Below are 13,267 nucleotides of genomic sequence, written 5' to 3' on the forward strand. Positions count from 1 at the left end.
AAAAACAAACGCACCCCAAAAAATCAGCCAAGCACACCAAAAAACAACGTAACCGCAATAATACCAATAAAACCGTACGCTCATACTTGAGCGTCTATTTCTTTTCTAACGCATTTTTGAGTGCGTCGCCCAAGGCGCTATTGTTTGAAGAATTTGACCCTTTGTCGGACTTTGCTTTTCGCGCGTCCTTTGGGGGCACGTTCCCGGCCGTCACTTGTCCGCTTTTCTGACGAGGCGCCGGTTTAACCCCATCCTTGCGCATCGTCAGGCCGATGCGCTTACGGGAAATATCCACATCGACCACCCGCACTTTGACCACCTGTCCTGTACTGACCACCTCGTGTGGGTCTTTGACAAAGCGATCGGCCAGTTGGCTGACATGAACCAAACCGTCCTGATGCACGCCAATATCGACGAAGGCTCCAAAAGCCGCAACGTTCGTCACCGTTCCTTCCAGCAGCATGCCAGGATTGAGATCGGTTATGTCTTCAACGCCGTCTGTGAAAGACGCGGTCGCAAAACTGGGCCGGGGGTCTCGGCCGGGTTTTTCCAACTCGGTAAAGATATCACGCACTGTCGGCAGGCCGAACGTCTCGTCGACAAACTGATCTGCGCGCAGCGCGTTCAGCGAACCGTCATGTCCCATGATTTGCCGGATATCCCGCCCGCAGGCGGCAACCACGCGGCGGGCAACGTCGTAAGCTTCGGGATGGACCGAGGATGCGTCAAGCGGTTCTGAACCGTCCCTGATGCGTAAAAACCCGGCGCACTGCTCAAAAGCACGGGGGCCGAGGCGGGCCACCTTCAACAGGTCCTGCCTGCTGGAGAACGCTCCATGAATATCGCGATGTGTCACGATCGCTTCGGCCAGGCCGGCGCCCAGACCGGACACGTGAGACAGCAAAGGCGCTGAGGCCATATTCAAGTCAACACCGACAGCATTCACCACATCTTCGATCACAGCGTCCAGAGATTGGGACAGGCGGTGCTGGTCAACATCGTGCTGGTATTGGCCGACGCCGATGCTTTTGGGTTCGATTTTGACAAGTTCGGCCAGAGGGTCCTGTAGCCGGCGCGCAATCGACACCGCACCCCGCAGCGAGACATCGAGATCAGGAAATTCGCGTGCCGCAAGTTCTGACGCCGAATAGACGGACGCGCCTGCTTCGGAAACGACAACTTTGCTCGGCTTGCGAGCCGAATTTGGCATCGCGGCCAGAGCTTCGCCAACCAACCGCTCGGTCTCGCGGCTGGCAGTGCCGTTGCCGATCGCGATCAGCTCAATTTTGTGGTCACTGATGAGCTGAAGGATGGCTGCCAAAGCTCCGGCCTTGTCGTTCCTCGGCTGGAACGGATAAAGCGTTTCGGTTGCCAGCAACTTACCCGTCGCATCCACGACCGCGGCTTTGACACCGGTTCGAATGCCCGGGTCCAGCCCCAAGGTTGGCCGCGCGCCAGCGGGTGCGGCAAACAGCAGGTCCTTGAGGTTGCGTGCAAAGACCTGAATGGCTTCCTCTTGCGCTCGGCTACGCAATTCGGCCATCAGTTCGACCATCATCGATAAAGACAGCTTCACACGCCAGGTCCATCCAGCGACCTTGCGCAACCAGGCATCACCGGGATTGTCGCTGTTGGTGTGCAGACAGGCCGCGACAATGGCCTCGGCGCGCGCCGCGCCTTTGTCGGGATCAGGCGCGATATCCAGTGTAACGACCCCCTCTTTTGACGCACGCAACATGGCCAGCGCCCGATGCGAGGGGACCTTGGACCACAGTTCAGAATAATCGAAATAGTCGCTGAACTTGGCCCCTTCCTGCTGCTTGCCATCGATCACCTTCGCACTCAACAAAGCGTCGCGCTGCATGAAGGACCGCAACTGCCCAAGAAGCTCGGCATTCTCGGTCAGCCGCTCGGTCACGATGTCCCGCGCCCCGTTGAGCGCATCTTTGACCGTTGGAACCGCGTCGGTCACGTAACCTTCGGCCACAGTTTCCGGGTGCGTTTGCCGGTTTTCGAGAATAGCATCCGCCAACGGCTCCAGGCCATTTTCGCGGGCAATCATGGCTTTGGTCCGCCGCTTGGGCTTGTACGGCAGATAGATGTCTTCCAACCGAGCCTTCGTGTCAGCCTGCGCAATGGATTTTGTCAGTTCATCCGTCAGTTTGCCCTGATCCCGGATCGAGTTGAGAATGGTCTCGCGCCGCGCTTCGAGGTCGCGCAGATAAGCCAATCGATCCGCCAGGACCCGCAATTGACTGTCATCCAACCCGCCGGTCGCCTCTTTGCGATAACGTGCCACGAAGGGCACTGTTGCGCCGTCGTCCAGCAGCTTGACTGCCGCGTCCACCTGAGTGGGTCGGGCGTTGATTTCCGTGGCGATGGTGCGGGCGATACGGTCCAAAGGGGCCTCCGTCAAATGTCTGGAGGAACGTTCTAGTCGCCCTGCAGGTTCGGGGAAAGGGTGTGTTTGGAAAAAGTAAAAACCGCCGGAACGGGCAGATCCGCCCAACTTATACCCGAATTCCAAAGCACTGTTTTTACAGACCGCAAGGCACGTCCCGCTGACGAGAAACGCGAAGTTGGTTAACTTGCAAACCAACCAAGCCATTACTACTTAAAGATGAGTATTGGACTAAAAGCGAGTTTGAATGAAAGTTCGCCTTGCCGCCTTGAGCATGATCTGCGCCGCTGCTTTGCTGTGGTATACCGAGCCGTTGAAATCGGACGAATTGCTTGAAACGTGCGTTCGCGGACACGAGGTACCGTCAAAATCCGTCGCGGCTTGCACTGTATTGATCCAAACGCAAGACCCGAGACCGGAATACCAGTTTCTGTACTATTCCAAACGGGCCGAGGGGTACCACAGGGCCAAAACCTATGACAAAGCCTTGTTGGATGCGAACCACGCGCTGACCCTTGCGCCTGACAACCCACGAATGCTTGTTTGGAGAGCATATTCGCATAGCGCACTTGGCGATCTGCAGGCCTCGGATGCCGATTTAGAACAGGCGTTGCGGATCGACGAAAACGACACCTATGTTCTCTACAACAAAGCCAAGTTGCATCGTCAGCGCGGAGATTTTGAGTCTGCAACGCGCGATTATGAAAGAGTTCTTGAGATTGCGCCGAACCACAAAAGTGCGTTGCAGGCCCTTGTGAAGCTGCAACTCAGTCAGGGTGAATTTGAATCGGTTGATCGCCTGCTGGATCGAGCTGCATTGACATGGCCGAAAGAAGAGTGGGTCTATACTGATCGGATAGGCTATGAGCTTCAGTATTCTGGTGACATGGACATAGCGCTAACTGCCGCAAAGACAGCGGCTGAGCTATTCCCAAAGTCTTTGAACAGCTATTTTTTCCTTGCCGTAATTAACTTTAGGATTGGTAACACTGACGATGGGATTGCAAATGTCGATCGATACGTGGAATTGCAAAATCGACAACAGAACTTCTTTGAGAGACTTTATCAAACAGTACCTGGGCTGCTTTTGGTCGGGCAAGATGCGGATTGGATCGCGCGCTCGGTATTTTATGCTGGAATCGGGAAGACTGAACTTGCGACAAACGAGATAAAGTCCTTTCTGGCAACTTCGGGTCAGAAAGGTCGGGAAATCGCGTTGCGCGGGTTCGAAAAAGAAGGTCTGCTGATTTCTGCAGACGCGTCGGAGGGTGTGCCGGAAGCGATGGATGCACTGATTGCAGAATACGTCGCCAAAAAACAGGCCGAGATCGGTCTGAGCTCCCTTGTCTTTCCTGACGATCCCGGGTTCTGAGTCGCCCCGTGTCAATTTGCGCCTTCAAACCCGATTGATCCCAAGCGCATCGTGATTTAAGGGAGGCCCTGTCAAATCAGAGTCACCCGTAGGGCATCATCGCCCTGTTGCGGCTCGGTGCCCGGTAATGTCGGCACACACTCTTGGATCGCACGCCCCGAAAGGCTTAAAAAAGGTAAAAGAATATGGCAGATAAATCGAACTTCGACATATTGTATACCATTGTAGACGAAGCGCCCGAACTGGCCAGCGCGTCGTTCCTGCCCATCATTCGAAAATTCGCATCCGCAGCGGGCGTCAGCGTTGGAACCAAGGATATTTCGTTGGCGGGCCGCATTCTGGCGACGTTTCCGGAAAACCTGACAGACGCGCAGCGCATCACCGACGATCTGGCCGCTTTGGGCGAGTTGGTGAAGACACCCGATGCCAACGTGATCAAGCTGCCCAACATCTCGGCTTCGGTCCCGCAGCTGGTCGGTGCCATCGAAGAGCTGCAATCGCAGGGCTATGACATTCCAAACTATCCCGAAGAACCGACGACCGATGCGGACAAAGAAATCCGCGCGCGCTATGACGCGATCAAAGGCTCGGCGGTGAACCCGGTTCTGCGCGAAGGCAACAGCGATCGCCGGGCGGCACGAGCGGTGAAGAATTACGCTCAGAAGAACCCACATTCGATGGGGGAATGGGCGTCGGACAGCAAAACCAAAGTCTCGTCTATGTCGGGCAATGATTTCTACGCCAATGAGAAATCCGCCACGATCACCGCGGCTCAGGCCGGCGATGCTAAGATTGAATTTGTGGGCAAGGATGGCAGCGTGACCGTCCTAAAAGACGGCTGGGCGCTTGACGAAGGTACCGTGGCCGATGCGACCTTTATGTCGGTCAAGGCGCTGTCGTCCTTTCTGGCAGACGCCATCGAGGACACCAAGAAAGACGGGACCATGTTCTCGCTGCACATGAAGGCCACGATGATGAAGGTCAGCGACCCGATCATCTTTGGCTATGCCGTGCGCGCGTGGCTGGCACCGGTCTTCGACAAATTGGCGGCCGAACTTGAGGCGCTGGGTGTGAACCCGAACTCGGGGCTCGGCGACCTGCTGGACCGGGTGAAGGACAATGCCGATATCGTAGCGGCCATCGACGCGCTAAAGGGCGACCGCCCGTCCATGTATATGGTCGACAGCGACAAAGGCATAACCAACCTGCACGTGCCGTCAGACGTTATCATCGACGCTTCAATGCCTGCGGTGATCCGTGCGGGCGGCAAGGGCTGGGACGAAACCGGTGCCAAAGGCGACACCAACTGTGTGATCCCCGACCGTTGCTATGCGCCCGTCTATGACGAGGCGATCAACTTCTTCAAAGCCAATGGCGCGCTGAACCCGGCCACTGCCGGTGCCGTCGCGAACGTGGGCCTGATGGCGCAGAAGGCCGAGGAATATGGCTCGCACCCGACCACGTTTGAAGCTCCGGCAGATGGCACAATTCGCATCGTTCTGGCCAATGGCGAAACGTTGCACGAACACGCTGTTGAAAAGGGTGACATCTGGCGGTCCTGCACCGTCAAGAAAGCGCCGATTGAGAACTGGATCCAGTTGGCGATGGACCGTCAGCGCCTGACCGGGTCCGAGGCGATCTTCTGGCTGGACGCGAACCGTGCCCACGACGCCGAACTGATCAAATACGTCAAACCTGCGCTTGAGGCGGCGGGCGTGGCCGACAAATTCCTGATCATGGCCCCGCGCGAAGCGACCCGTCAGTCGCTGAAGACGATCACGGCGGGCAACGACTCGATTGCGATCACAGGCAACGTACTGCGCGATTATCTGACGGACCTGTTCCCGATCCTGGAACTCGGCACCTCGGCCAAGATGCTGTCGATCGTCAAATTGATGAATGGCGGCGGTCTGTTTGAGACCGGGGCAGGGGGCTCGGCCCCGAAACACGTGCAGCAGTTGGTGGAAGAAAATCACCTGCGGTGGGATTCGATGGGTGAGTTCTGTGCCTTGGGTGAATCGTTGAACTTCCTGGCTGACAGCAAGGGCAACGCCAAAGCAGGCGTTCTTGGCACGGCGGCCGAGGCGGCAACGCAAGGCATTCTGGACAACAACAAGTCGCCTAGCCGTAAAGTTGGCCAGCCAGACAACCGCGACAGTCACTACTGGTTCGCGCGCTACTGGGCGGAAGCGCTGGCGGCCCAGGCCGACGATGCTGATCTAGCAGCAGAGTTCGCGCCTATCGCCGCAGTGCTGGTGGCAAAAGCCGAGCAAATTCTGTCAGAGCTGGCAGCTGCTCAAGGCGCGCCCGCGGACCTTGGAGGGTACTACCATACGGACCCGGCCAAAGTCGCTGCGGTTATGCGCCCAAGCGCCACGCTGAACTCAATTATCGGCTGAGCCAAATCTCCAGGTTCCAGCCCATCAGAGCTTAAAAGCCGGCCTCCTCAGGCCGGTTTTTTTTGTTTGCCCATTAAGAAAAGGGCCGACCCCCATAGCCAGCCCTTTTCTGAGTGAGTGGTGGGGCTTACGCCTCACCGGTGTTGTTAATCTCATACTATTGCGAGGAATTGATCTGGATATTGGGGGATTCCCGTAGTCGGCCAATTTTTTTGCGCCAAGTGCACAAAATTGCTGACTGAACTGCGCAAAGTCTGCAATTAGCCCCACAGCGCACTGCGCGACGCATTCTGCAGCAATGACGTTCTGACCTTGCAATCAACGAAAAAAGGGCCGATCCGAAGACCGGCCCAGGCTAACGCTTTAAACCGAGGGATCAGTTTGAAGCGGCGTTCAGTTTCTCATTCTGCTCGCGAAGCGTGTCCGAGATAATCGCGTACCACTCGCCGGACTCGCGCATCTCATTCAAACCCTTGTTCATCATGGCGATGTACTCGCGCGCGAAAGGATTGGTGCGGTGGGCCAGAAAGCTCATCGATGACAGGGTGGAAACGTATGGGTTTTCAACGATGTCAGACGAGGTCAAGCCCATGTCTTTCATTGTCGACGCGAAAAGCTCAACTTCGAAGGCGGCAACGTCTGCGGTCCCCGTCAATACGGCGTCCAGGCATTCACGCGCCGAATTGGGCTGCACCACATTTGTGTTGGCGCGGTTAAGCCCAACCTCTTCCAGCACAACCATGCTCCAGCCTGCCATACGGCAAATCGTTGAGCCTTCCAGATCGGCAAAAGTGGTCGCGTTGGTGTATTCGCTTTCAGGCAGTGTGTAAAAGCCGCCAACGACGTCATATACCGGAACCGACGCCACGAATTGCGTGCACCGCGCTTCGGTCTCATCGGACCACTCATAGGTTCGGTTGGTACAATCAGGCACAGTCCAGGCGATCGAAATGTCAAACGCACCAAGCGGCAACAACGTATCCAGGTGTGAACTCCAGTCATCAACGAAGCTGACCGAGTAGTCACGGCTGTTGCCAGCGCGTTGCAGGCTGGTTGTCGCCAGGCGCGTCATGATACCGCCGCCGCCAAGGGCTTCGGTTGTAAACGGTTCCCAGCCGTTTCCCGCCACCATCTTGATCGGGGGGGCATACACGTTGGAACGTTTGATGCTTGCGGCACGCTGTTCTTCCGCGGCGATCAGCTCTTGCGCGCTTTGACCGTTCGGCAGGCTACCGTCCTCACAGGGCAATGCCAGCACAAGACCCGGTTCAAGACTGCCCGGGTTGGTGATCGCGTTCCGGTTCGCGTTAAAAATCGGCTGATAGTTCGAGGTGCCATAGGCCGCGATGGCAATGGTCGCCATCGTATCGCCATCCTGAACCGTGTAATTGCTGCAAGCCTCCTGCGCCTCGGCTGCACCCGCACTAAGGGCGGTGATTGCCGATGCTGAAAATACTGCTTGCTTCAGTTTCGTGTTTAACATGTCCAATTCCTCCAAACTTTTGTTAAGTCGGGCCGTCAGGGGCCTCAGCCGTTTTCCATTTGATAGCGCAGAGCGGTCGACACGATGTCGCGCCATTCGCCAGATTGCTGCATGATCGCCAGACCCTGGTTGAGCGTCTCAAGGATCGCTTCCCCATCCGGATTATCTTTGTGGGTCATGATGTTAAGTGATTTGATCGCCGCAAGGTTGGGGTTTTCAACAATCCGGTGTTCGTATCCGAGCCGGCCAATCGCTTCGACGGCCAAGTGGGCTTCGATCGCGACGATATCCGCAGTGCCGTCCATCAGCGCGTGGAAACAGTCGTCTGGTGAAACCGGTCGCAACAGCGAGATGACAGGCTCATAGAGGCCAACAGCATCCATGTGCGACAATGACCAGCCTTCGGGGCGACAAATCGTGGTTTCCACGAAATCAGAATAGGTCAGCGTTTGTTCGTAACCCGAACCTTCGCGGGCGAAAAAGGTATCGACGACCTCGTAGAACGGGTTTGAGAAGTTGTAGGTCTCGCAACGGGTGCGGTCGCTTTCCGACAGCGCGGCGGCTTCTTCACAGTTTGGGCGCGACCACGGGAATGTGGCGTCGAATGCCAGCGTCGGCATCAGCAAATCCAAATGTGACGACCAGTCGTTCACAAACTGGATTTTGTAAGCCTGCTCGGGCGCGGCGCGAAGCATAGCGGTTTCCACGAGGCTTGTGTAAAGACCGCGATTGGGCAGAGCTTCGTCGGTAAACGGGGCGTAGTTGCCACCGGTGATCAGCAATAACTGACGTTCGCGGACCTCCGGACGCTCTGCGCCTTCCGCGTTGCGGATCAAAGCAGCAGCCTCGGCACGCGCGGCTTCGATTTCTTCTTTTGCGGCTGCCTTGGCTTGGATAACTGCCGATTCACTGGCCTCTTTGGCTTCGGCTTCAGCGACGGCGACGCGTGCTTCGGCCTCAGAGATGGCTTTCTCCGCGCGTTCTTCGGCTGCCTTCACCAGCTCCGAAGCCATTTCGGCGGCGATGCGCCCCGCTTCGGTGTCCGGGACAGGTACTTCGCGGCCAACCTCATCCAGACATGGAAGCGTCAGGAGATCACCGACACGGATAATATTCGGATTTGACCCGATTACTTCGCGGTTGGCGTCATAAATGAACCGATAGTCTTCGGTGGCGTATGCCGCAATTGCCAGCTCACGCAAACTGTCGCCGCGCTGGATTTCATAGATCGAGCACGCTTCTTGCGCCGACGCGGCCCCCGTCGCGGCTGCAAGAGCCAGGCTGGATATGATCAGATGGGTTCTCATTTGTCCTGTTTCTCTGCCTTGTTCAATGTCTTGCCGGTTTGACAACTGCGATTGAGATGTTGTCCTGATCCGGGTCATTTTTTGCCAAAACCGCCCGCAACAGAGCATCCGCAATGTCCCGAGCAGGAGAGCCCGCATGGGTTTTCAAAAGGTTTTGGATTTCGGTGTTGCTCAGAAATTGGAGGCCATCGCTGCCCAAAATCAAAACGTCAGAGCTGTTTATTAGAAGCGGGTCTTCGGGGCAGTCCACTTTTGGAATTGCCGCACCCATAATGACTGATGTCAGCTGATTGCGATCCGGATGAACCCGCGCTTCGTCCTGGCTCAGTTTCCCTTCGGCGACTTGCGCATCTATGATCGGCGCCATCGAATGGTCTTCGTTGATCTGACGCAAAACACCGCCGCGAAACAGGTAGAGCGGGCTGTCACCAATTGAGATCCAGAATACGCGGTGATCAATCGCCAACATGCCAAGCAAGGTTGAACCCAACCGAATGTCGTAGTCTGTGCAATGGGCACCTACGGCCGCGTTGGCTTGCATTGCGGTGATCGGCAACGCGTCGAGCAGGGCGCGTTGCGACAGTTCCGGTCCGTCGAGCAAATCATCGAACACCTCGCGCCAAGCGGTGACAACCAGGTCTGACGCAACCTCGCCGGCCTCGTGGCCGCCCATTCCGTCGGCGATCACAACATAGCCCACATCAGCCGAGTCAAACACCCGCGCGGCGACGGCATCTTCCTGCGTCGCGCGCTGACCCTGATCAAGGATCAGCGCAATGTCATATGCCGGACTGGCCAGCATTAGTCGGCATCCCGCCAGTCAAAGCCATCGTCGCAGAACGCGGCAAATCGGATCGACGTATCGCTGATGCGAATGAGATCTCCGCTGGACAAAGCAATCGTGCTGAGAACCGGCTTACCGTTCAGTCGCACAAGGTTGGCTTTGCCTCCATGACCGAGGTAGCATTTGCGGTCTTCCGGATCATACGCAATGACTGCATGGTTGCTGCGTGAGATACCTGTATCGCCAAAGTCCAGCTGAATGGCCTGATCGTCGTTGCGACCAATCTGCATCAGACCTTCTGTCAGAGTGATCGACGCGCCTCGGCCCGGACCAGCGGTGATGACAAGCCACCCAACGGGATAGGTCTGTTCGGCCGAAGCTGCATTCGCCGCAGGTTTGGCCGTATCCATCAGGTCCTGGACGTGTGTGTCGCCTCTTTCGAAGCCGAGGAATGTTGTCTTCACCCGACCGCGACGATCGCCTGTTGGTGCAGAAGCTGGTTCTGCAGAAGCGACCTCTGCTTCCGGTTCGGGCGCTGGGTCTTCCACCCGCTCGGTCACGGCTTCTTCTACAGCCAACACTCCAACTTCCGGTTCAGCATCCGTCTGGATGTCGTGCGCCACGCCCGCGCCTTCAGCGGCGTCTTCCACCGGATCATCCTCAACAAACACGTTAACCGAGGCAGCGTCATCTTCGGATGCTTCATCCTCGTCCAGATGCAATGTCACGATCTGGTCTTCTTCGTGGTCAGACACAACCGCATCCGATTCCGCAACTTCGGTCACGTCCCCGCCCTCAGCTTCTACGAACTCGGGCATTGTCTCTTCCGGGATCAATTCATCCGATTCTTCATAGGCTTCTTCAGTGGAGTCCGACGTCATATTGCCGCCCGCCAGTGCAGCGCGAAGTGCATTGAAATCTGCGATCGGCTCAGGTTTTTCTTCCTGCTCGACCGGGGCCTCGACCGCTTCATCTTCCTTGGCTTTGCCGGCGCCTTCGAGAAGCCGGCTGAGAGGGCTTTTGTATTTGAACATGGTGTCGACACCTTTTCGAATTCTGGCACGGGAAATACCCCGTGGGGCTGCAACGATCTCTGTGCGCAAAGCACAAAGGGACTGATGATAAAAAACTTAGAAACTTTTACCTTTCGCGACGGTCCGGTCCCCGTCAGGGCTGCGCATCGGCGCTTCCCTCAGCAAACACACACTGGCGAACTTCACAAAAAGACCGGTCAACTACTCCTGCGCGAGCCGCATAACGGCAGCTGTTTCCGACCCGTTACGTATTACTGTCAGGCGCGCCTGCGGCTGGTTCTGCTCGACCAGACCTTCCATCACAGCATCAAGGCTTTCGGGTCCGCTGATCTCTAGCCCTGTCTGCTTCTCGCTGAGCAATACATCACCTGGCACAAGCCCTCCTGCGCTTTGCTCTGGAATGGCGGAAACAACCGTTTGCCAACCTTTGCTCCCGCTATGGCGCGCCTCCAGCGTTACTCCGTTTTGCAAGCCAAACACGCGCATCGCGGGCAGGGCGAGCAAACCGTTCTGGGGCCGCGTTTCGCCAAGCGAACGATACCGCGCAGCCGTGCGAATATAGCCATCGGGATCGACGGTGAATTCTTCCAATGCCTGTGCCGCAAAGGAACTATCTCCGCGCACGGGCTCACCATTCAGCGTATAGATCATCGCCCCACGCTGAACCCAGTCACCAATTACCGAAAGGTCGGTGCCAGACTTAACCGATGTAATCGCAAAGACATTTCCGGTCGATGCCCGGCGCTTCGACAATGAAAATGGGATCTCCACATCCCAATGCGCATAGGCCAACTGGTTTTCCAACAAGTTGACCGGCGAGGTCGGTACCTCGACCGGTTCAGGCTCGGATACGGGCTGAACTGCCGCGGTTTGAATGTCGTCAGCGGAGGCTTCTTCCGCTGACAGGTCAGACGCAACCGGTTCTTGTGCCGGTGTTTCAACGACCGCTGGTTCGGATGCGGCCACCTGCTCGACAGGCTCGTTCTGCGTCACCTTTGGTTCTGTATTCTCAGTCTCGATTTCAGCTGTTTTCGACTCTGCTTCCGCTGCGGCTGCCTGCTCGACAGGTTCGGGTTCGGCAACAGCAGGAATCTGAGTCGAGGTCGATACCGCCTCGGGCGGGTCCTCGGGCGTGTATTGATCATTCGTCATGAAAAGATAGCCGCCCGCGCCGAGAGCTGCGAGAATCGCAACACCCACAAGGAGCTTCCCGCTGCCACCCGAACGGTTCTTCACGACCGTATCAACAGCGACCGGAGTTTCCTCGGCTTTAAACTTCGCGGGCTTGTCGTCCGGCTTGTCTTCGTTGCCCAGAACCAAATCGGCGTTGCCTGCAAGCAGAGCGGTCACCACCGCCTCGGCGCTTTCGCTTTCTGCTTTGATCCGCTCTTTTTCCGCCTTTTCGTCTTTGCGATCCATTCCGACGATAACAGACACCGGACGGTACGCAAAAGTGTCAAACATCACGCCCGGACCGCGGAACATCCGTAACCATTCCAGTGCGGTCTGCACCCGGTCGGTGGCATGAACCTCCATCGCCCGGTCAATGGCTTCGAGGAAACCGGCCGGGTAGCCATGAAAGCGGCCCGTCAGAGGTTTGTAGGGATCAAGCCTGCCGTTGTTGAACGCGTTCAATCTGGTTTGCCCATCGATCGGGCGTTCACCGCTGATGGCGTGGTAAAGGGTCGCCGCCAAAACATACAGATCGCTGCTCGGGCCCTGATCCGCGCCACGGACATAGAATTCATGCGGCGAATACCCGTCTTTGATGACGCGCAGGGTTAGCAGCGCGGCCGAGGTGTTGGCTGCTTGCTCACGTGCAGCCCCAAAGTCGATCAGGACCGGTTCGCCGTTTTCGTCGATTAGAATGTTGTCGGGCGAAATATCTCGGTGCAGCATGCCGCTTTGGTGGATGAAGGACACCGCCGAAAGCATCTTTTCCGTGACCTGGATGATAAACTCAGGGCCGCTATCGTTTTCAGTGTTCTCGACATAATCCAGCAAATCGCAACCGCGGATCAGATCCATCGCGATATAGGCGGTGTTGTTGTCTTCGAACACCTGATGGACATCGACGATATTGGGGTGGACCAGCCGCGCATGGTTTCGGGCTTCTTGAATGAACAGGTCGATGATTGCGCGCAGATCGTCACTGTGGTCAGAATCCGCCGGTTCCACCAGATCACCATTGCGGCGGCACAATGCGCCGGGATAGCATTCTTTGATGACGACATCTCGCTCCAGGCTGTCGCGCGCCAGATAGGTGATGCCAAAGCCGCCATTGCTGAGGAAACGAATGATCTCATACTGACCGCGCAGCAGCTTTGCGCCCGGCCGCAGGCCATCGATCTGAGGTTCGTCTTCCGCTGTACCAACTGCGTGGTTGTGGCCCATTGTCTTCCCGCCCATGTTACTTGACTTGCGGTTTAGATAACCGGGCGATCAGCCCGCGAACTCACAACCAAAAACAACCGCAGGACACTTACA

8 protein-coding genes are annotated in these 13,267 nt (G+C 56.8%); 2 read left to right on the forward strand and 6 right to left on the reverse strand.

Annotated features, from left to right (window positions below; all coding sequences use genetic code 11):
* Nucleotides 1-94: 94 nt before the first annotated feature.
* Entirely contained in the window at nt 95-2,401 is a 2,307-nt protein-coding gene (locus tag ACR0CR_RS13540) for a Tex family protein (protein WP_480599882.1), read from the reverse strand.
* A 247-nt stretch (nt 2,402-2,648) separates the two neighbouring features.
* Between ACR0CR_RS13540 and ACR0CR_RS13545 the strand changes: the two genes are divergently transcribed.
* Both ACR0CR_RS13545 and ACR0CR_RS13550 read left to right on the forward strand, forming a co-directional pair.
* On the forward strand, nt 2,649-3,773 hold the full coding sequence (locus tag ACR0CR_RS13545) for a tetratricopeptide repeat protein (protein ID WP_480599884.1): 1,125 nt from the start codon (nt 2,649-2,651) through the stop codon (nt 3,771-3,773).
* Between the two features lie 185 nt (nt 3,774-3,958).
* Nucleotides 3,959-6,172, forward strand: coding sequence for an NADP-dependent isocitrate dehydrogenase (locus ACR0CR_RS13550; protein ID WP_480599886.1), 2,214 nt, complete (start codon nt 3,959-3,961; stop codon nt 6,170-6,172).
* A 376-nt stretch (nt 6,173-6,548) separates the two neighbouring features.
* On the opposite strand, the gene ACR0CR_RS13555 is transcribed toward ACR0CR_RS13550, so the two are convergent.
* From ACR0CR_RS13555 to ACR0CR_RS13575, 5 genes are all read right to left on the reverse strand, one after another.
* Nucleotides 6,549-7,655: a peptidoglycan-binding protein LysM gene (locus ACR0CR_RS13555; protein ID WP_480599888.1), complete on the reverse strand. Its 1,107-nt coding sequence runs from the start codon at nt 7,653-7,655 to the stop codon at nt 6,549-6,551.
* Nucleotides 7,656-7,699: 44 nt separating this feature from the next.
* Nucleotides 7,700-8,962: a type 2 periplasmic-binding domain-containing protein gene (locus tag ACR0CR_RS13560; protein ID WP_480599890.1), complete on the reverse strand. Its 1,263-nt coding sequence runs from the start codon at nt 8,960-8,962 to the stop codon at nt 7,700-7,702.
* A 22-nt stretch (nt 8,963-8,984) separates the two neighbouring features.
* Nucleotides 8,985-9,764, reverse strand: coding sequence for a PP2C family protein-serine/threonine phosphatase (locus tag ACR0CR_RS13565; RefSeq protein ID WP_480599892.1), 780 nt, complete (start codon nt 9,762-9,764; stop codon nt 8,985-8,987).
* On the reverse strand, nt 9,764-10,780 hold the full coding sequence (locus tag ACR0CR_RS13570) for an FHA domain-containing protein (protein WP_480599894.1): 1,017 nt from the start codon (nt 10,778-10,780) through the stop codon (nt 9,764-9,766). Before ACR0CR_RS13570 ends, ACR0CR_RS13565 begins: the two co-directional genes overlap by 1 nt.
* A 201-nt stretch (nt 10,781-10,981) precedes the next feature.
* Nucleotides 10,982-13,189, reverse strand: a complete 2,208-nt coding sequence (locus tag ACR0CR_RS13575; protein WP_480599896.1) for a serine/threonine protein kinase — start codon at nt 13,187-13,189, stop codon at nt 10,982-10,984.
* Nucleotides 13,190-13,267: the final 78 nt, after the last annotated feature.

This window comes from Ruegeria sp. AM2, from assembly GCF_056540685.1.

Excerpts from the sequence above, each read along its gene's own strand:
- ACR0CR_RS13545 (WP_480599884.1), top strand. The coding sequence starts at position 2,649 with ATGAAAGTTCGCCTTGCCGCCTTGAGCATGATCTGCGCCGCTGCTTTG.
- ACR0CR_RS13550 (WP_480599886.1), top strand. The coding sequence starts at position 3,959 with ATGGCAGATAAATCGAACTTCGACATATTGTATACCATTGTAGACGAA.
- ACR0CR_RS13555 (WP_480599888.1), bottom strand. The coding sequence starts at position 7,655 with ATGTTAAACACGAAACTGAAGCAAGCAGTATTTTCAGCATCGGCAATC.
- ACR0CR_RS13560 (WP_480599890.1), bottom strand. The coding sequence starts at position 8,962 with ATGAGAACCCATCTGATCATATCCAGCCTGGCTCTTGCAGCCGCGACG.
- ACR0CR_RS13565 (WP_480599892.1), bottom strand. The coding sequence starts at position 9,764 with ATGCTGGCCAGTCCGGCATATGACATTGCGCTGATCCTTGATCAGGGT.
- ACR0CR_RS13570 (WP_480599894.1), bottom strand. The coding sequence starts at position 10,780 with ATGTTCAAATACAAAAGCCCTCTCAGCCGGCTTCTCGAAGGCGCCGGC.
- ACR0CR_RS13575 (WP_480599896.1), bottom strand. The coding sequence starts at position 13,189 with ATGGGCGGGAAGACAATGGGCCACAACCACGCAGTTGGTACAGCGGAA.